General features: G+C 66.6%; 19 protein-coding genes. 10 read left to right on the top strand and 9 right to left on the bottom strand.

The annotated features are described in order from the left end of the window. Positions 1-2: 2 nt before the first annotated feature. On the bottom strand, positions 3-641 hold the full coding sequence (locus tag DES45_RS14085; RefSeq protein ID WP_114770660.1) for a DUF924 family protein: 639 nt from the start codon (positions 639-641) through the stop codon (positions 3-5). A gap of 211 nt (positions 642-852) precedes the next feature. On the opposite strand from DES45_RS14085, the gene DES45_RS14080 reads away from it, so the two are divergent. The 3 genes from DES45_RS14080 (at position 853) to DES45_RS14070 (ending at position 2,811) form a co-directional block, all read left to right on the top strand. Continuing rightward, positions 853-1,089 (top strand): hypothetical protein, encoded by a 237-nt coding sequence (locus DES45_RS14080; RefSeq protein WP_147282413.1) that lies wholly within the window; start codon positions 853-855, stop codon positions 1,087-1,089. Positions 1,090-1,226: 137 nt separating this feature from the next. Next, positions 1,227-2,408, top strand: a complete 1,182-nt coding sequence (locus DES45_RS25735) for a family 16 glycosylhydrolase (protein WP_147282412.1) — start codon at positions 1,227-1,229, stop codon at positions 2,406-2,408. A gap of 184 nt (positions 2,409-2,592) precedes the next feature. Next, positions 2,593-2,811 carry a hypothetical protein gene (locus tag DES45_RS14070; protein WP_114770657.1) on the top strand — a complete coding sequence of 73 codons (219 nt, stop codon included), beginning with the start codon at positions 2,593-2,595 and terminating at the stop codon, positions 2,809-2,811. A 15-nt stretch (positions 2,812-2,826) separates the two neighbouring features. On the opposite strand, the gene DES45_RS14065 is transcribed toward DES45_RS14070, so the two are convergent. Next, on the bottom strand, positions 2,827-3,810 hold the full coding sequence (locus tag DES45_RS14065; protein WP_114770656.1) for a Bug family tripartite tricarboxylate transporter substrate binding protein: 984 nt from the start codon (positions 3,808-3,810) through the stop codon (positions 2,827-2,829). A gap of 79 nt (positions 3,811-3,889) precedes the next feature. Then, a complete protein-coding gene (locus DES45_RS14060) occupies positions 3,890-4,873 on the bottom strand; it encodes an alpha/beta hydrolase (RefSeq protein ID WP_114770655.1) in 984 nt (327 codons plus the stop codon). A gap of 180 nt (positions 4,874-5,053) precedes the next feature. Between DES45_RS14060 and DES45_RS14055 the strand changes: the two genes are divergently transcribed. Beyond that, entirely contained in the window at positions 5,054-5,812 is a 759-nt protein-coding gene (locus DES45_RS14055; RefSeq protein WP_114770654.1) for a DUF3750 domain-containing protein, read from the top strand. Positions 5,813-5,844: 32 nt separating this feature from the next. After that, positions 5,845-6,831: a methylmalonyl Co-A mutase-associated GTPase MeaB gene (gene meaB / locus DES45_RS14050; protein ID WP_114770653.1), complete on the top strand. Its 987-nt coding sequence runs from the start codon at positions 5,845-5,847 to the stop codon at positions 6,829-6,831. On the opposite strand, the gene DES45_RS14045 is transcribed toward meaB, so the two are convergent. Continuing rightward, a complete protein-coding gene (locus tag DES45_RS14045; protein WP_114770652.1) occupies positions 6,809-7,525 on the bottom strand; it encodes a glutathione S-transferase family protein in 717 nt (238 codons plus the stop codon). The genes meaB and DES45_RS14045 overlap by 23 nt on opposite strands. Before the next feature lie 139 nt (positions 7,526-7,664). Between DES45_RS14045 and DES45_RS14040 the strand changes: the two genes are divergently transcribed. After that, positions 7,665-8,297, top strand: coding sequence for a TetR/AcrR family transcriptional regulator (locus tag DES45_RS14040; protein ID WP_114770651.1), 633 nt, complete (start codon positions 7,665-7,667; stop codon positions 8,295-8,297). 97 nt (positions 8,298-8,394) lie between these two features. Then, positions 8,395-9,180 carry a bestrophin-like domain gene (locus DES45_RS14035; RefSeq protein WP_170151500.1) on the top strand — a complete coding sequence of 262 codons (786 nt, stop codon included), beginning with the start codon at positions 8,395-8,397 and terminating at the stop codon, positions 9,178-9,180. 11 nt (positions 9,181-9,191) lie between these two features. Here DES45_RS14035 and DES45_RS14030 read toward each other — a convergent pair whose 3' ends face one another. After that, positions 9,192-9,803, bottom strand: a complete 612-nt coding sequence (locus DES45_RS14030; RefSeq protein WP_114770649.1) for a LysE/ArgO family amino acid transporter — start codon at positions 9,801-9,803, stop codon at positions 9,192-9,194. A gap of 87 nt (positions 9,804-9,890) precedes the next feature. On the opposite strand from DES45_RS14030, the gene DES45_RS14025 reads away from it, so the two are divergent. Then, a complete protein-coding gene (locus tag DES45_RS14025) occupies positions 9,891-10,799 on the top strand; it encodes a LysR family transcriptional regulator ArgP (RefSeq protein WP_114770648.1) in 909 nt (302 codons plus the stop codon). On the opposite strand, the gene DES45_RS14020 is transcribed toward DES45_RS14025, so the two are convergent. After that, entirely contained in the window at positions 10,771-11,778 is a 1,008-nt protein-coding gene (locus tag DES45_RS14020; RefSeq protein WP_114770904.1) for an asparaginase, read from the bottom strand. The two genes, DES45_RS14025 and DES45_RS14020, sit on opposite strands and share 29 nt — an antisense overlap. A gap of 159 nt (positions 11,779-11,937) precedes the next feature. Here DES45_RS14020 and DES45_RS14015 point away from each other — a divergent pair, with 159 nt between their 5' ends. Both DES45_RS14015 and DES45_RS14010 read left to right on the top strand, forming a co-directional pair. Next, positions 11,938-13,242 (top strand): UDP-glucose dehydrogenase family protein, encoded by a 1,305-nt coding sequence (locus DES45_RS14015; RefSeq protein ID WP_114770647.1) that lies wholly within the window; start codon positions 11,938-11,940, stop codon positions 13,240-13,242. A gap of 88 nt (positions 13,243-13,330) precedes the next feature. After that, a complete protein-coding gene (locus DES45_RS14010; protein ID WP_114770646.1) occupies positions 13,331-13,567 on the top strand; it encodes an Lrp/AsnC ligand binding domain-containing protein in 237 nt (78 codons plus the stop codon). Positions 13,568-13,660: 93 nt separating this feature from the next. Here the strand turns inward: DES45_RS14010 and DES45_RS14005 are convergent, their stop codons facing one another. From DES45_RS14005 to DES45_RS13995, 3 genes are all read right to left on the bottom strand, one after another. Continuing rightward, positions 13,661-14,725: a transglycosylase SLT domain-containing protein gene (locus DES45_RS14005; RefSeq protein ID WP_114770645.1), complete on the bottom strand. Its 1,065-nt coding sequence runs from the start codon at positions 14,723-14,725 to the stop codon at positions 13,661-13,663. A gap of 194 nt (positions 14,726-14,919) precedes the next feature. Further along, a complete protein-coding gene (locus DES45_RS14000) occupies positions 14,920-15,363 on the bottom strand; it encodes a Crp/Fnr family transcriptional regulator (protein ID WP_114770644.1) in 444 nt (147 codons plus the stop codon). Beyond that, a complete protein-coding gene (locus DES45_RS13995; protein WP_114770643.1) occupies positions 15,360-18,083 on the bottom strand; it encodes an ABC transporter ATP-binding protein in 2,724 nt (907 codons plus the stop codon). Before DES45_RS13995 ends, DES45_RS14000 begins: the two co-directional genes overlap by 4 nt. Between the last annotated feature and the right edge of the window lie 168 nt (positions 18,084-18,251).

The following is an 18,251-nucleotide window of genomic DNA, read 5'->3' as shown; positions in this document are numbered from 1 at the left end:
CTTCAGGAAACGGGCGGACGGCGGTTGTAGACGAAATCGCCCTTCTCCAGATAGGCCAGCTCCTCGGGGGTGGAGACGCGCCCGAGGACCGCATTGCGATGCGGGAAACGGCCGAAGCGGGCGATCACGTCGCGATGGGCGCGGGCCTGGCTCAGCGAGAACGCGAAGACCGGCCGCAGAAAGGCGGGAGCCCTCGCCAGCGCCTCTTCCGACATGGCGACGACGCGCTCCATCCGGTCGCTGTGATCCGGGCCCTCCGCATGCGCCAAGGGCAGGAGGAAGAAGAATCTCTCCCACGGGCCCGCGAGCGCTTTGTAGTGCCCGTTCTCAAGTCCCTCCCGGGAGATCCCGAGCGCTTCCGCATCGGACGCGAAGGCCTCTCGCGTGTCCGCGAGCAGGCCGCGCGTGAACTGGTCGAGAACGATGATCAGGGACAATCGACCTTCCGGCTCCGCAAGCCACTGGCCGAGACGGCCCGCCTTTGCGGCCTCGAGCACCGGCGCGAAGCGTGCGAGCTCCCCATTCGCGCCGCCGCCCATCCACCATTGCAGCAGCCGCCAATGGTCCGCGATGTCGGTCGAGCGCACATCGGGCGGGAACCAGAAGCGATAGACCGGCCGCCAGTCGAAAGCCTCGGTCATGGCCTCCTCCCCGGGCAGGGACGCCTCCTGCCATTCTAGACCAAATCGGGGCCCGATTTGAAGTTCGCCATGCGCCGGATGAACCCGACGCATTGTCGGATATGCGCAGGCGCACTCACAGGAAAGTGTGCCTGCATCGCTCCTAAAAAGTTTCACGCGCAATCACTAAATTCTCTTCGAAAGTGTCGCCAGAACGCCCATGGAGATTGATGTGCGCAAGATTCTGCTCGTGGTCCTCGGCCTCGTGTCCCTGTCGGGACCGGCCATGGCCGAGAAGGGGTCGGGCACCGACCGGGACGAAGTCCTTCGCAAGGTAGAAGCCATGCAGCGCAACGGCAGCTGGGAAAAGGCGATTGCGGAGGGCCGGGCCAACAAGGATGCCTTCGAGGCGCTGCAGCGAGGCCAAGCGCCAACGGCACCGGGCTTCACCGGACGCCGCCCTCGCTGATTGAGGTCGGATCTCCGGGGCCCGCAGCAATGAGCGAGCCATGCGACAATTGGGCCGGTCGCCCTGAAGGATGTCCTTAACCTTAGGACGTGGATCCTGCCCTCGGCGGCCTCGCGGCCGTCCACGCGGGGGCGCACATGACACTCAATCTCGACGGCTACTCACTCACCTTCTCGGACGAGTTCAACGGCAGCTACCTCGACACCTCGGTCTGGGGCACGAAATACTGGTGGGGCGGGCGCAGCCTCGCGAGCAACGGTGAGATGCAGTATTTCGCCGATCGCTCGACGACCGTCATCCAGAAGTACCCATACCTCGACCCGTTCCGCATCACGGCGGATCCGATGGAGTCCGGGGACGGCATCCTGACCATCACGGCGAACGTCTCCCCTAACCCGAAGCTGACCGACGGTCTGCCCTATGTGTCGGGGCTCATCAACACCTACGGGACCTTCTCGCAGACCTACGGCTATTTCGAAATCTCCGCGAAGGTCCCTGCCGGCCAGGGTCTCTGGCCCGCCTTCTGGCTGCTGCCGCAGAGCGGCAACTGGCCACCGGAGATCGACGTGCTGGAACTGCTCGGGAACGACCCCTCCACATACTATGTCGGAGCTCACTGGTCCGACGCGAACGGCGACCACGCCTACGACACGCGCTCCGTCTCCGCGGGCATCGACCTGTCCCAGGGATTCCACACCTACGGCACGATGTGGACGGCGGATGCCCTCACCTTCTACCTCGACGGCGACGAGGTCTGCACGATGCAGAACCCGACCGGCATGAACGAGCCGATGTACCTGCTCGCGGGCCTCGCGGTCGGCGGCAACTGGCCAGGCGCTCCCGATGCCTCCACGCGCTTCCCGGCCGAGTTCCAGATCGACTACATCCGCGCCTGGTCCCTTGGGCCTGCCTCTCCGTCGCTCATCCCGACCCTGAAGGGCGGCGCCGGCAACGACATCCTCGTCGGCGACACCCTGCCGGACACCTTCAAGGACATCATCTTCGGCTATGGCGGGAACGACACCCTCGAGGGCCGCAAGGGCGACGACATCCTGTCCGGCGGCATCGGGGCCGATACCTTCGTCTACCGGACAGGGCCGACCGGCCACGACAGGATCCTCGACTTCGATCCTGCCGGCGGCGACGTGGTGCAGGTCGCCAAGGCGATCCTCGGCCAGAAGAACTTCTCGGGTCTCTACCGGCAGATCACGAACAACGCCTCCGGCGACGCGGTGCTCAAGCTCGCCGACGGCGGCTCGATCACGTTCGACGGCATCGGCAAGGCCCAGCTCGGATACGACGATTTCCTCATCATTTGAGGTCAAGCTCGGCCGTTCGGCAGCCCTCCGCGACAATTTTCATCGAAAAAATCGCTCCGTTTGGGAAAACCCTCCCCGAACGGAGGTTGTCTCTAGGGTATGAATCCCGCTAAGCGTTGTGGTGTTAATAATTTCGCAATCGCGGCAGACACAAAGTCTCAAAAATACTGCTGGAGTTTTATTGATGATCCCGATGCTGATCTTTGGGATTCTAGGGGGCATAATCTCGGCAGTTGTTGCGTGGCCCTATGGCTTCATTGCCGCGTTCGCGGCTTATGTGGTCGGCGGCAGCCTGTGCGCGCTCATTCCGGGGGTCCTGCAGATCCGCTCCGAGGCCAGGGCCGAGGCGCGCAGGGATCTCGCCGCCTCGGTGAAGGCCTCGCCCGTGAGCGAGGAGCGGTAAGGGCCGGGCCCTTCCCTACTCGAGCTTGATGCCCGCCGTTTTGATGACCTGCTCCCACTTGGCGCCTTCCGCCTGCATGTAGGAGGCCATCTCCTCCGGCGTGCTCTGGAGGACCTCGATGCCGGCTCCCGTCAGCTTGTCGCGGATCGCGGGCTGAGCCACGGTCTGGCGATAGGCTTCGTTGAGCTTCGCGACGATCGCCGGAGGCGTGCCGGCGGGGGCCACGATCCCCTGCCAGGCCCAGGCCTCAAAGCCCGGAAAGTCGGCCGATACCGGCGGAACACCGGGAAGGCCCGCGAACTCGCGAGGAGACGCGACGGCGATCGCCTTGACCGGCCCCGAGAGCTGGGAGCGCGCGGTCGCGAAATCGATGAACATCGTGCTGATGTTTCCGGCCACGAGATCCTGCACGGCCGGCGCGGCCCCGCGATAGGGCACATGGGTCAGCTTGATGCCGGCCTGCTGGGACAGGAGCTCCGTCGCGAGGTGAAACGGGCTCCCCAGGCCTGGAGTGCCGTAATTGATCGAGCCCGGCGCCTTCTTGGCCGCCTCCACCAGTTCCTTGACCGAGTTCACCTTGAGCTTGTCGGTGTTGACGAGGAGCACCAGGGCGAAGCGGCCGCTTAAGGAGACAGGGCTGAAGTCCTTATACGGATCGAAGGACAGGCTGCGGTAGAGGCTCCTGTTCGTCGCGAAGGTGGAGCTGTCGCCGAGGAGCAGCGTGTAGCCGTCGGGCTCCGCGCGGGCGACCGATTCCGCCCCGAGATTGGTGCCCGCGCCTGCCTTGTTCTCGATCACGAATTGCTGGCCGAGCCTGTTGCCGATCTCAGCAAACACGAGGCGGGCGAAGAAGTCGGTCCCGCCGCCGGCCGCATAGGGCACCACCACGCGGACGGGCCGCGTCGGGTAATCGGCTTGCGCGAAGGCCGGCCAGGATAGGGCCGAGGCCGCGCAGGCGGATGCAAGGCCGGCGAGAACAGTGCGGCGGGTCAATATCATTCGGTTCCTCCCAAGGATGTTTCGGGAAGAACCTAGGCCTTGGCCCGGCGCGGGCAAGCAGCTCCGCGTCGGAGCAAGCTTACTCCGCGCGCTCGATGGCGCGCTTCACCACCTGCTGCACCTCCGGGTTCGAGAGGAACAGGTCGTGGTTGATGTTGATGAAGCTGCCGCCGAATTCGGAGGCGTCGGCCACGCGCACGCCGAGCGCCTCGAGCCGCTCGCGCTCCGCCCCGCCGGCGCGCACGATGCCGCCGGCAAGGCGGCTCGAGACCTGAAGGGCGCGGTCGTTGGTGGAGCTGATGACCGTGATCTTCTTCGCGTCCGGCCCGAGCCGCTCGAGCCCGCGGGCGAAGAGATCGATGTCGATGTCGGGGGCGGCCATCACCACCGCGCCGATGCGCTCCATGGCTCGCTCGCCGCCCGAGGCGCGCAGCATGCGCAGCGTCTCGAGCGTCAGCAGCGTGCCCATGCTGTGCGCCACGAGATGCACGCGCCCGCCGCTCGGCGTCTTCGACAGGGCGGTGAGCAGGTCCTCGAACGCATCGCGGGACCACATGGCGCTCTCGCGGTCGCTCACGTAGCTTAAGGTCGAGCCGGCGGATGGCCAGGTGAAGAGGCCCGTGACTCCTCGGAACTTGATGCCCTCCGAGAGCTGCACGGTCGACGTGGCGGCGGATTCGAAGCTCTCCCGGTAGCCGTGGATGTAGAGCAGGAGATCGCGTCCGAGGGCCGCCTGCGCGAAGGATTGCGCGGCATTCTTCGAATCGAGCCCCTCGATCGACGCGATGCTCCAATCCGACGTACCGATGAGACCGCTCTTCGGAGGCGTCAGCTTCGCCTCGGCGAAGATCAGGTCGGGCGAGCGCTCGGCCGTGAACCAGGGCTTGCGCAGGGGCTGGCCGGCCGGCAGGCGCGTCGTGGCGATCAGTAGGGTCGGATCCCGCGACAGGCTGGCGCGCGGAGTCACCGCCGCGTCGGTCAGCGGCGATTCACCGCCGAGGCAGCCGGACAGGGCAAGGCTCGCAAGAGCGGCGACGGCGAAGCGACGGGTGGGGAAATGCATGGGGCCTGGAATCGGAGGGTCAAATCGGGGGTGCTGTTTCACCCCCGATGATGGCGGAGGCAAGGCAGGGGCCAAGGATGGCCACAAAGCTTGACCAGGATGGTAAACCCTTGGTGAACGGGGCCTGAAGCACGCCCGCCGAGGCTTGATGCGCAGGAATCGACGCATCATTTTGCCACCATGCTTCTCGTTCTTTTCCGTGCCTTCCTCATCATCCTCGGCCTGTTCCTGTTTCCCCTCGGGGCCCATGCGGTCTGGTGGGCCATGCGCGACGACGTGGCGCCCAGCTGGCGTGCCGCCGACTGGTCGAGCGCACAGCTGCTGCCGAAGGCCTCCGAGGCGCCGCAGGCGATCGTCGCGGTCTATGCGGCGCGGGTCGGCCGCTGGCGCGGCATCTTCGCCCATCACACCTGGGTGGTCGTGAAGGAGGCCGGCGCCTCCGATTACACCCGCTACGACAAGGTCGGCTGGGGCAGCCCGGTGCGCACCAACGGCTGGATCGCGGACGGGCGCTGGTTCGGCAACGCGCCGCAGCCCATCGTGCTGATCGAGGGAGACGAGGCCCAGCGTCTCATTCCACAGATCAGGGCGGCGGTCGCGAGCTATCCCTATCGCAGCGTCGGGGCCTACAACGCGTGGCCGGGGCCGAACTCCAACACCTTCGTGGCCCATGTGATGCGCCAGGTGCCGGAACTCGGCGCCGCGCTGCCGCCCACCGCCATCGGCAAGGACTGGCAGCCCCTGACCGATTTCGTCGGCCTGACCCCGAGCCGGACCGGCGTGCAGGTCTCCTTCGGCGGCTATGCGGGCATCGCCGTCGGCTGGGTGGAGGGCATCGAGGTCGATTTCCTCGGCCTCGTGGCCGGTCTCGACGTGCGCCGCCCGGCCATCAAGATTCCCGGCTGGGGACGGCTCGGGATGAACCCCGTTACTTGGTGAAAACCACCCCGGAACGCGCTAAAGCCTTTCATATGACCGGGGGATCAGCACAACGACAGCCTGTGACGGCCGAAGCCGTGGCGCGCGGCGACCGCGCCACCCTGGCGCGCGCCATCACGCTCATGGAATCGCGCCGGGCCGATCACCGGGAAACGGCGCGAAACCTGTTGCAGGAGCTGATGCCGCGCACCGGCCATGCAGTGCGGGTCGGCATCACGGGCGTGCCGGGCGTCGGCAAGTCGACCACCATCGACGCGCTGGGCTCCATGCTCACCGAAAAGGGCCACAAGGTCGCTGTCCTGGCGGTCGACCCCAGTTCCACTCGGACCGGCGGCGCGATCCTCGGCGACAAGACCCGCATGGCGCGACTTGCTTCCGACCCGAACGCCTTCATCCGCCCCTCCCCGTCATCGGGAACGCTCGGCGGGGTCGCGGCCAAGACCCGCGAGACCATGCTGCTCTGCGAGGCCGCCGGGTTCGACGTGATCCTGGTCGAGACGGTGGGCGTGGGCCAGTCCGAGACGGCGGTCGCGGATCTGACCGACTTTTTCCTGGTGCTGATGCTGCCGGGCGCCGGCGACGAGCTGCAAGGGATCAAGAAGGGCATCCTGGAGCTTGCCGACATGATCGCCGTCAACAAGGCGGACGACGCCGGAATGAAGGCGAAGGCGGCCGCGGCCGAATACAAGGCGGCGCTCCACATCCTCACCCCGGCCTCGTCGAACTGGATCCCGCCGGTGCTGACGATCTCCGGCCTCACGGGCCAGGGCCTCGACGAGCTGTGGACGAAGATCCTCGATCATCGAAAGCGCCTGGAGGCGAGCGGCGAGCTCGCCGCCAAGCGTCAGGCGCAGGACACAAAATGGATGTGGGCCCTCGTGCACGAGCGCCTGCACGACCGGCTCACCCATGATCCGGCCCTGCGCAGGCGCGTGCCGGAGATCGAGCGGGCCATCAGGGAGGGCTCGCTCTCCCCGAACGCCGGCGCAAGCGAGATCATTTCGCTGCTGGGACTGTGAAGGCCGGAGCACTTCCGCCATAGGCGCCCTCGACCGGTGCGGAGAGCTCCCGGTCCGCCGCGACGATCCCGGCCCATGCCCTTGCGAAGGCCGGGCGCGCGCTGAGCCTGTCGAACCAGGCCGACAGTGCCCGGTGGCGGGACAACGGCGGGCCGCCGAGGCGTTGGGTGAACAGGACGGACATGAACGCCGCGATGTCGGCCGCGCTCAGATCGCCGCAGAGAAACGGCTTCTCCCCGAGGGTCGTTTCGAGCTGCGCGAAATGCCTTTCGATGACGGCACCGGCCTCCCTCGCCTTCGCCTCCAAGGCCTCCCACTTCTGCGGATCGTCGGGGCGCGGTCCGGTGCGGTGCATGAACGCCCGGATCGGAACCAGCATGACCTCGTCGGCGAAGAGATCGAGAAGGCGGCAGGCGGCACGCTCGTTCGCCAAACGGGGAAAGAGCGGAGGCTCCGGATAGGCATCCTCCAGATATTCGAGGATCACGGTCGAATCGTAGAGCGTGAGGTCGCCGTCCACGAGGACCGGCACCTGTGCCTTGGGGTTCGCGGCCACCACGTCCGGGTGCTTCGGGCTGTAGCCGACGATCTGGTTGAACGGAACCATGACACGCTCGAAGGCGAGCCCCTTCTCGTCGAGCGCGATCTCCACCTTGCGCGAGAACAGGCTCAAGGGTCCTGAATAGAGCTTCATCGGTCGCATCCTCCTTGCGCCGTGCCGGCACGGCGGCTCGTTGCCGCTCTGCCCCAAACAGGACGCTTATCCTGTTCGCGATTACAGGTCAGTTGTCCGGTTTTGTCAATCTGCTATGGTTGGTGGAGGAGTTCACCACATGGCAGAACGGACCAGGGCCGCGCGCGTGCGAACGAACGATCCCGGGGGATTGAGGCGACGGCTCGTCGATGCGGCTTTCGAAGCCTTCGCGACCCGGGGCTACCACGCCACCTCCGTGCATGACTTGAAACGCGCAGCGGGCGCCACCGGCGGCGCGCTGGCGCACCACTTCCCGAGCAAGAAGGATCTTGGCCTCGCGGTGCTCCAGGACCGGGTCGCGGACGCGGTCGAGGAAACCTGGATCAGGCCGGTCCTGTCCGCCCGCACGGCTGCGGACGGGATTTCGGCCGTGTTCACGCGCATCGCCGACGAGCTGGACCGGCAGGGATGCGTATCGGGCTGCCCGCTCAGCAACCTTGCGCTGGAGCTCTCCCGGCACGACGACGATTTCCGGCGGCTGATCGATGCCGTCTTCGTGCGCTGGCGCGCCGCCGTCGCCGAAAAGATCAGGACGGACCAGGAGGCCGGCCTGCTCGAAGGCCTCGACCCGGAGGCCTTCGCGACCCTCGTGGTCGCAAGCTATTCCGGCGCGATGGCGATGGCGAAGGCGGCGCAAGATGCGCAGGCGCTGCGGATCTGCGCCGAGGAACTCTCGCGGGCGATGCAGCCTCGGAGCGCGTCCCTGCGATAGGCCTGCCGCCCTATCCGAAATCGCACCTGATCTCCCGCCGGAAAATGCGATCCTGTCGGTCGATCGGACGAAGAGACCGGAGGGACCGAAACAGGCCATGATCGAATGGCTGCACGACCTGCCTCTCCCGCTCGGCGCATTGGTCGTCTGCATCGGCTTCCTCGTGCCGACCCTGATCGGCTCCATCCTGTTCCAGCCCGCCGTTGCGCGGCTCCTCAAGGGCGAGAGGAGCGCCAACACCCTCGTGGGCCTGCTGCTGAATTCCTACACGCTCTTCTACGGCGTGCTGCTCGCCCTGCTTTCGATTGCGGTCTACCAGAACTACGGGATCGCGCAGGATGCGGTCGGCCGCGAGGCGTCGAGCCTCTTCGCCCTCTACCGCAATGTCCGCGCCTATCCCGAGCCGATCCGGTCGGCGCTCATGGAGGACCTGCGCCGCTATGTCGACGAGGAAGCGGGCCCGGGCTGGCGGGAGCAGCAACGCGACAGGATCTCGGAGCCGGGAATGCGGCTCGTCGACCAGTTGGGCGAGCGGCTCATGCACTTCAGGCCGAACCGCGACGCCGGCGAGGACCTTCTGCACGAACAGACCCTGCGCGCCTTCGACGAGTTCATCGAGCGCCGCCGCGCCCGCATCCAGGCTGCCGGCACGAACATTCCGCGAATCCTGTGGTCGGTGGTCATCGTCGGCGCGGTGCTGAACGTGTTCGTCCTGTGGCTGTTCGACCTGAAGCGCACGACGCACCTCATCTTCGGCGGCGTGCTGATGGCCTTCATCGGCCTCGTCATCTACATGGTCGCGGTGCTCGACCGCCCGTTCCGCGGCGGTCACGGGCTGAAGCCGAGCGACCTCGTCCATGCCCGCGAGCAGATGGAGCGGTGAGGCGCATCCCGTCAGGCGATGGTCTCGAGAAGCAGGCGCGCCGCCGTGATCCACATCACCAGCGCGATGCCGATGTCGAGGATGCGCCACGTCCCGGGCTTCACGAAGAGCGGCCGCAGCAGGCGCGCCCCGTAACCGAGGGAGAAGAAGAAGGTCAGCGAGGCCAGCATCGCCCCGAGGGCGAACTGGCTCCGTCCGTCGGCGAACTGGGTCGAGATCGACCCGATCAGCACCACCGTGTCGAGATAAACGTGCGGGTTGAGCCAGGTCAGCGCGAGGCAGGTGAGAAGGACCCGGCGTAGGCTGGGCGGAGCCGTGCCGGAGAGCTTCAGGGCAGCGCCCTCGCCGAAGGCCGCCATGAAGCTGCGGGCGCCGTAGACGGCGAGGAACGCCGCCCCGAAATACCGCATGGCCGTCTCGAGCCAGGGCAGGTGCGCCCCGATCTGCGCGAAGCCGGCGACGCCGGCGAAGATCAGGACCGCATCCGAGAGCGCGCAGGTCAGGCAGACCGCGAACACGTGCTCGCCCCGCAACCCTAAGCGAAGCACGAAGGCGTTCTGCGCGCCGATCGGCAGGATGAGGCTGAGGCTGAGCATGAAGCCGGCGAGGAAGGGGGCGGACATGGCGGGTTCCGGTAGGACTGGACACCCGATAAAACCCGCCGCAAGATTAGGACAGTTAAAGATCCTGAAGCCGGTTTAGAAAAATTGATGCTGGACTACGCGCACCTAGCGGCTCTCGCGGCAGTCATCCGGACCGGCAGCTTCGAGCGCGCCGCCCAGCAGCTCAACGTCACGCCTTCCGCCATCTCGCAGAGAATCAAGCTGCTGGAGGAACGCGTCGGCACCATTCTTGTGGTCCGCGGTCAGCCCTGCACCGCCACGCCCGCCGGGCAGCGCCTGTGCCAGCACATGGAGCAGGTCGCGCTGCTCGAAGGCGCCCTGCGCCAGGGCCTTCCAGGCTTCCGGCCGGAGACGCGGCCCGCCACCCTGCGCATCGCCGTGAACGCCGACAGCCTCGCCACCTGGTTCATCGATGCCATGGCGCAGACGGAGGGATACCTGTTCGACCTGGTGCTCGACGACCAGGACCACAGCGCCGAATGGCTTCGGCGCGGCGAGGTCGTGGCGGCGGTGACGTCCCACGGCAAACCCATCCAGGGCTGCAACTGCCATGCGCTCGGAGCGCTCCGCTACGTGGCGACGGCGAGCCCCGCCTTCATGGAACGGTGGTTCGCTGGAGGGTTCGACGCGGACACGGCCGCCCGGGCGCCCTGCCTGGTCTTCAACGAGAAGGACCGGCTTCAGGCGCTCTGGCTGCGCGAGGCGCTCGACGCGGAAGTGCGCCCGCCCCTGCACTGGATGCCGGCATCCCAGGCCTTCGTGGACGCGGCCCTCGCCGGGATCGGCTGGGGAATGAACCCAGAGACGCTCGTGGCCGGGCACCTGCGCGCCGGACGGCTCGTCGCCCTCAAGGCAGGACAGCCGCTCGACGTGCCGCTGTTCTGGCAGGAAAGCCGGATCGCCGGAAACCTCCTGCGCGACGTGACCCGAGCCGTGCTCCGGGCCGCCGGGTCCGTCCTGGTCCCGGTCAGCCCAGGAGGTCCGGCGATACCCTGAAGCGGCCGACCTCGATGCCGTTCCAGTTCTTCAGGACCGGCTCCGCGAGGGCTTCCACGGCCGCCCGCTCCTGGTCGTTCATGGGCAGGAAGTGCAGCACGAGGGCCGCCATCACGGCGGAGGCCGCGCGGGGGCCGCCGTCGTCCACCTTTAGGGCGATGCCGTAGCCGAGTTCCGGCAGGGTCGCGCAATAGACGCCCTCGGCGCCGGACTTCACGAAGGCCCGCTCGCGCAGGACCTCCATGATCCTGGTGTCGAAACGGTCGGTGCCCGCCACCATGAGGGGGTGCTGCGCCACGGCCTTGCGGATGCGCTTCGCGGCCGCCTGGGTGCCCTGCGAAAGCCCGGTCCCGGTCCCGAACTTGGCGAAGCCGAAGGCCAGCGCCGGGAGCGGGATCGCGTAGGTCGGAATCGAGCAGCCGTCGATCGCCGCCTCGTCCTCCGTGTGGGAGGCTCCGGTGACGTCCTCGAGGGAGGCCTTCACGGCCTGCTGCACCTTGTGCTCGGCCCTGACGTAGCCCTTCGGGTCCTCGTCCATGCCGCAGGCCAGGCAGATGAAGCCCGCATGCTTGCCCGAGCAGTTGTTGTGGAGCGCGCTCGGCTGCTCCCCTTGGGCTGCCAGCAGCCGGGTGGCCGCCTCGCCCATGGGCCAGTGGACGCCGCACTCGAGGCAGGAGCGGTCGCGCCCGGCCTTCGCCAGGATGGCGGTGGCGACCTCCACATGCTCGGGCTCGCCGGAATGGGACGAGCAGGCGAGCGCGATCTCCTGATCGGTCAGGCCGTACTTCTCCGCGATGCCACTCTCCACCAGGGGAAGGGCCTGGATGGCCTTCACGGCGGAGCGCGGGAAGACGTGACGCTCCACGTCGCCGAGCGACAGGACCGTGCTGCCGTCGGCATCGATCACCGCCACGCTGCCCCGATGCTGGGACTCGACCAGGTTTCCACGCGTCACGTCGACAAGGAAAGGATTATCCATGAGGGCTCCCATTTGGACGCGGTCTTTTGTGCGCGACCGATCAGGAAGTCAAAGGGGGACCTTGTTGCAATTGGCTATTTTGAGGCAGTCCAACGCTCCGGGTTGCCGCGGGGCCTCGGTCCTACTAAACCCTAGCTCGGGTAACTGGGGGAGATCCTGATGCGTATTGCGATGATCGGAGCCGGCTATGTGGGCTTGGTCTCCGGCGCGTGCTTTGCCGATTTCGGCCACTCGGTCTGCTGCGTCGACAAGGAGCCGGCGAAGATCGAGGCCCTGAGGCAAGGCCGAATCCCGATCTTCGAGCCGGGACTGGCTGACCTCGTCGCCACCAACGTGCGCGAGGGGCGCCTATCCTTCACGACGGACCTGGCCGAGGCCGTGGAAGCGGCGGAAGCCGTGTTCATCGCGGTCGGCACCCCGTCCCGCCGCGGTGACGGCCACGCGGACCTCTCCTACGTCTACCAGGCCGCCCGCGAGATCGCCGCCGCCATGAAGGGCTACACGGTGGTGGTCACCAAGTCGACCGTGCCGGTGGGCACCGGCGACGAGGTCGAGCGCATCATCCGCGAGGTCCGGCCGGACGCGGATTTCGCCGTCGTGTCGAACCCGGAATTCCTGCGCGAGGGTGCTGCCATCGCCGACTTCAAGCGGCCCGACCGCATCGTCATCGGCACCGAGGACGAGCGCGCGCTCGCGGTCATGAACGAGATCTACCGCCCCCTCTACCTCAACCAGGCGCCGATCCTCGACATGTGCCGGCGCGCTGCGGAGCTGACGAAATACGCCGCCAACGCGTTCCTGGCCACCAAGATCACCTTCATCAACGAGATCGCGGACCTGTGCGAGCATGTGGGCGCGGACGTGCAGGACGTGGCCCGCGGTATCGGCCTCGACAACCGCATCGGCTCCAAGTTCCTCCATGCCGGCCCCGGCTATGGCGGCTCCTGCTTTCCGAAGGACACGCTGGCGCTGATCAAGACCGCGCAGGACTTCGAGGCCCCGACCCGCATCGTCGAGGCGGTGGCGGCCATCAACGACCAGCGCAAGCGCGCCATGGGCCGGAAGGTCATCGCCGCCTGCGGCGGCTCGGTGCGCGGCAAGACGATCGCGGTGCTGGGCCTGACCTTCAAGCCAAACACCGACGACATGCGCGAGGCTCCCTCCCTCGACATCATCCGCACCCTTCAGGATGCGGGCGCCCGCATCCGGGCCTACGACCCGGAGGGCATGGAGGCGGCCAAGGGCATGCTTCAGGACGTGTCCTACGCCCGCGACGCCTATGACTGCGCCGAAGGCGCTCACGCGGTCGCCATCGTGACCGAGTGGAACATGTTCCGGGCCCTCGACCTCGACCGCCTGAAGCGGGTCATGGCCGAGCCGGTGATCGCGGACCTGCGCAACATCTACCGTCCGGAGGACGTGCGCCGCCGCGGCTTCACCTACAAGAGTGTCGGCAGGGTGTGAGCACCGGGCGGGGGGCGGTTCACCCCGGCCCCCTGCCGTGCCATATGTCAGGGCAAGAGCCCCGAATCCGAACGACCCTGGAGCCCCCATGCAGACCTTCTTCGTCGAGATCAAATGCAAGCTCGGCAAGACCTACGACGTCGCGAGCAAGCTCGCCGACCGGGAGATCGCGTCCGAGATCTACTCGACGGCCGGCAACTACGACATCCTGGCCAAGTTCCACGTGGACGACGACATCGACATCGGCCATTTCGTGGCCCAGAACGTGCAGTCGGTCCCCGAGATCGCCGACACCCGCACGATCATCACCTTCAAGGCGTTCTGAAACGAAAATCGGCGAGGTGATCCCACCTCGCCGCTGAAAATGCACTCATCAGGCTGAAGAGGCCGATCCCACGCTTTCGGGATCGGCGCCTTGTCACTGCACGACGGCGTTGGCCTCCATGGTCCGCTCCGCCATGGTGTTGATCTCGGCGAGATACGGTCCGATGTCGTCGTAGCGGTCGAGGCGGCGGACGATCTTGGAATCGATCTTGTTGTAGAACTCCGCGACCGTCACCGGGCGGCGCTTGCGGCCCTTTCCGTCCATGAAGAGCCCGGCATTCGCTTTGGCGGCCTTCGGGAAGAGCTTGGCGGCCTTCATGTTCGGGTCCTGGTCCAGAACCTCGAGGAAGCGCACGGCGGCCTTCGCGCCGAGGAAGTGGGCGATGTAGAGCTCGGCCTCGGCGAGCTCGCGCTCCCCTTGCGCCTGAAGCGCGCGCTCCACGTCCTTGATCAGCTCGCCCGCCATGAGGGCGGAGAAGTACGGGTCGGTGCGCAGGCCCATGATCCAGTCGCGGTCCTTCGCGTCCACCGCCGCCTCGCCGTCGACGGTCTTGATCGCCTCGGCCGCGGCCGCGAAGCCGTAATCGGCCGCGTGCGTCCGGACGGTTTCGAGCCAGGTGCTGTCGATGAACTGGAACAACCCCTGGGCCGAGGACGTTGAGGCCTTGGCTTCGGGCGACAGGCTCGATTCCACATCCGCCAGGGTCATCATGTAGACCGGGTCAACACCGGTCACGTGGGCGGCCTTGAGGATGGAATGGACCAGCCAGCGCGGAACGTTGCGGCCGCTGAACGGGATGAGCTCGTCGGGATCACCGGCGGCCTCGACCGGATAGGGCTCGGGCTTCGGCTTGGCCGGCTTGGTGAACGAGAAGGCGCTCTCGACGATGGACCGGAACAGCCCCGGTTCCTTGCCCAGGGCGGGCGTGAAGACATCCGGCACTGTCACCGCGGCGGCGACGGGCGCCACCGCGAAGGGACGCGCCGTGAGGGCGCTCGGCAGGGTAGCGACGGCCGCAGGGCCGGCGCTCACGGCCTGGACTCCGAGCATCAGACCAACGGTGAGGAAGAGGCGAAGCGAATGGCGGCTGTGGTGCTTGCGCACGTCCGCGACAGGTTGCGGCACTGCGCAGAGCAGCGTTCTCGCATTGGTCGGCATCACTTTTTTCCCGCTCGATCCGACCGGACGGTCGAACCTTCCCTTGTGTCATTGTGGGACAAGGGTTGACGGGAAGTTGTGTCCATAATCGGTCAGCTTGACCGTAAGAAACGCTTTTTTAACCCTCCGGGTGAGGTTTTCCCCGGGAAATTACGCCAAATTTTCCTTAAAATCGGGGAGGTTTCCCCAATTTTTCACGATGACTGCGCGACAAGTTGCGCATTGGTGCGCTCCAGGCGCTGCGCGAGTTCCCGCATGACGGCGAGGGACATCTGGGGGAACTGGGCGAGAAGCTCGAGGAAGACCCGCTTGTCGATTCGAAGCGCCGTGGTGGGCTCCGCCGCCATGATTGTCGCCGAGCGGGGGGAATCGGACAGGATGCCCATCTCGCCCACCAGGGCGTTATCCGAGAGTTCCGCCACCGTGATCTCGCCGCCCGGGGTGTTGAGCAGCACGTGCGCCCGGCCGTCCAGGATCACGTAGGCGGCGTCGGAGGCGTCCCCCTGCGAGAAGAAGCGCTGACCGTCCGAAAACTGCACCCGCTCGCTGGTAAAGGCCAGGAGCTTCAACCGGGCCGGATCGATGTCCCGGAACATAGGCACCTGTCGCAGGGACTGCACCTCGGCCTCAAGAGTCATGCCACCTCTCCTTCAATTGGTTGGGCGGCCTCAGGCCCGGGCTCCATGGCCTCGGGCTCCCGGCCGCCTGTCGTCGTTTCTGTCGTAACCTGTCCGTCCTTGAAGCGCATCAGGACATCGAAGCCTTTTGCCTGCCGCTCGTTCGGCACGACCATGAACAGACTCTGCTCCTCGAGGAGATCGAGGAGAAGCTCAGTCATCTGTTGGGCGCGCGCCTCGTCGAACGGGGCGAGAGCCCCGTCGATGACCAGGATGTCCGGACGCTTCACGAGGCAGCGGACGAGATTGACGCTCGCCCTCTCCTGCGGCGTCAGCAGACGTCCTGCGGTGCCGACCTGCTGGTCGAGGCCGATCCGCTGGATGTCCTCCAGAAGGCCCATCTCGCGCACCACCGTCGAGATCGCCTCGGCGACCCGCACGCGGGCGTTGGCGACCCGGTAGCTGACGCGGCCGAACAGGAGGTTGTCGCGCAGCGGCGCGGCCGCTGTGATCCTCTCCGGATCGTAGAAGTCGACCCCGGCAAACTCGGATTTCTCCAGGGTCTCGCGCACGAAGCGGCGGGCCTGCACCAGCTCCGTCTTGAGCCGGTCGTCGAGGAGTCCCAAGCGGTGCCGCGCCTCCACATAGGCCAGCGGCAGGGAGAGGAGACGGACACGGTCGTCCCGGTCCATGTCCTCGCTCGGGCGCGGATGGCGACGCAGGATGGCCTCGAACTCGGGCAGCTCCTCCGCGCCCACGAAGGAGAACTGCTCGAAGAGGGAATGTCCCGGCGGCAGGCCCTGGAAGATCTCCGTCATGGTCTTGGCGATCTGCAGGCCCATGTGAACCAGGTCATCGGTCACGCCGGCCTTGTCGAGGGCGCTGCGGAAGTCGGAGTTCTCCGCCAGCCGGCGCCCCATGAACTCCTCGGTGGTGGGAACTCCGAACAGCAGGTTCTCGGCGATGGTCGCCTGATCGTTGTACCGGTCGGCGTCGAAGGGCTCGACGAGGTCGGCCATGCCGCTGGACCGGAACGTGTCGTAGAGGCCCCGCCGCGCGTCGACGACGCGTTCCGCGAGGTCGGGATCCTTGTCCGGGTCTATCCGGCCCGCGAGGCCGAACAGATAGATCTCGTTGCCCATCCCGATGCGGTTGAGCAGGTGCACGAGCAGGCGGTCCAGGTCATCGGCGTCCTTCGCGCCGACCCTTTCATAGTCGATCCATTGGTCGGAGATGCTCTCGACCGGATTGCCGGTCCTCAGCGCCTCCGCGACCCGGCGCTCGGCCTCCCGCCGCCCCTCCTCGGTCTTGCCCAGAGGCTTGAAACGCAGGCCGTAGATGAGGTTGTCGCGGATCGTGCCGGGGAACAGAATCGGATCGATGCCCGCATAGGCGATCCGGCGGCCGACGACGCCGGGCGGGAGCCGCATGAGATCGCGCTCGCCGATGCGGATCTCGCCGCCGAAACCCGGCGTCCGCCGTGCGACGATGCGCGCCATGACGCTCGCGGCGGGGCTGCCCGCGGCGATCAGCGCCACCCGCGCCGGCAGGTCGAGCGCGAAGGAGGCGCTGTCCAGAATCATGCCGCCATGCGGATCGCTGACCCGCAGGTCCTCGCCCGCGAGCGCCCCGACGAGAGGCTCGTCCTGAGCCTCCTCTTCGCGGGCCTCGATCAGCGGGGCAAGCCGCTCGTCGGCGAAGTGCTGCGTGACCTGGTCGTACTTCACCTGGACGTCGAGGCGCTGCTGATCCCAGTCGATCAGCTCCTTCAGGGGCGGCGGCAGCTCGCGATAGGCGCTGATCACGGCCACGAGCTGGCCGATATCGAGGGTTCCGCGCAGGGCGAAATAGCCGCCGATGGCGTAGAAGAAGAACGGCGTGAGCTGGGACAGGAAGTTGTTGAGGAATTTGACGACGAACTTCCGGTTATAGATCTTCACCCGGATGTCGAAGAGCGTGTAGAGGCGGTTGCCGATCTCCGCCCTTTCCCAGTTGTAGGCATGGTGCACGTGCACCACCTCGATGCCGTCGAGCACCTCCCCGATGCGGCCGGCGAGTTCGCGGGAGGCGAGCTGGCGCTCCCGGCCCAGGCGCAGCAGCTCCCGCCGCAGGCGCGGGATGATGATGATCTGGATCCCTACCACACCAAGGGCCAGAAGGCCGAGCCAGACGTTCTGCACCATGATGAAGAACAGGGCGGTCGCCGCCTGCATGGTGAGGAAGACCGGCGTGATGAAGGCATCGCCGATGAAGCCGCCGATGGGCTCGACCTCGTCCTTGATGATCGTCGCGGTCTCGGAGGACTTCACCGTGCGCAGGGCTTCCGGCGTGAAGCGCAGCACCATCGTGAACAGGTCGAAGCGCATGCGCCGGAGCATCCGTTCCCCGAGGATACCCTTCGCGACGTTGATCCAGTACTTGAAGCCGCCGTTGATGATGACGAAGAACAGGAACAGGGTCGAGAGCCCGAAGAGCAGGCCGACGCGGCTGAGCTGAAACCCCTCGAAGATCTGGAACGACCCGCCGCCCAGCCACGACGGGAGATCAATCCCCAGCTTCAGGAACGGAGCCGTCGTGTTGCCGTCGCGGAACGCCTCACCCTGAATCGCTTCGTTCACGATCTGGCGAGGCAGGTCGAGCGACATGAAATAGAACGGCTGGGACGCAAGAACGACAGCGCAGACAATGAGTTGGTCGCGCTTCGAGTGCTTCCAAATGTAACGGAAGAGGCTCTTATCCATTAGAAGAAGGATACCATCTCCAGGCCATGGGTCGACACCCCTTTCCGTTTTACAGTTACGCCATAGGTACTTTGCCGAGGGCTATTGCAACGGTAGAGAGTAGTGTCCTAACGTCAACTTGAAACCCTTTCCACCGAGGGGCGCCCGCCCGGCGGACCTGGTCATGGA

The sequence above is a fragment of the Microvirga subterranea genome (genome assembly GCF_003350535.1).
Classification (GTDB): Bacteria; Pseudomonadota; Alphaproteobacteria; order Rhizobiales; family Beijerinckiaceae; genus Microvirga; species Microvirga subterranea.
The sequence above is the reverse complement of the archived record's forward strand: the minus strand, read 5'-3'. Positions and strand labels throughout refer to the sequence as shown.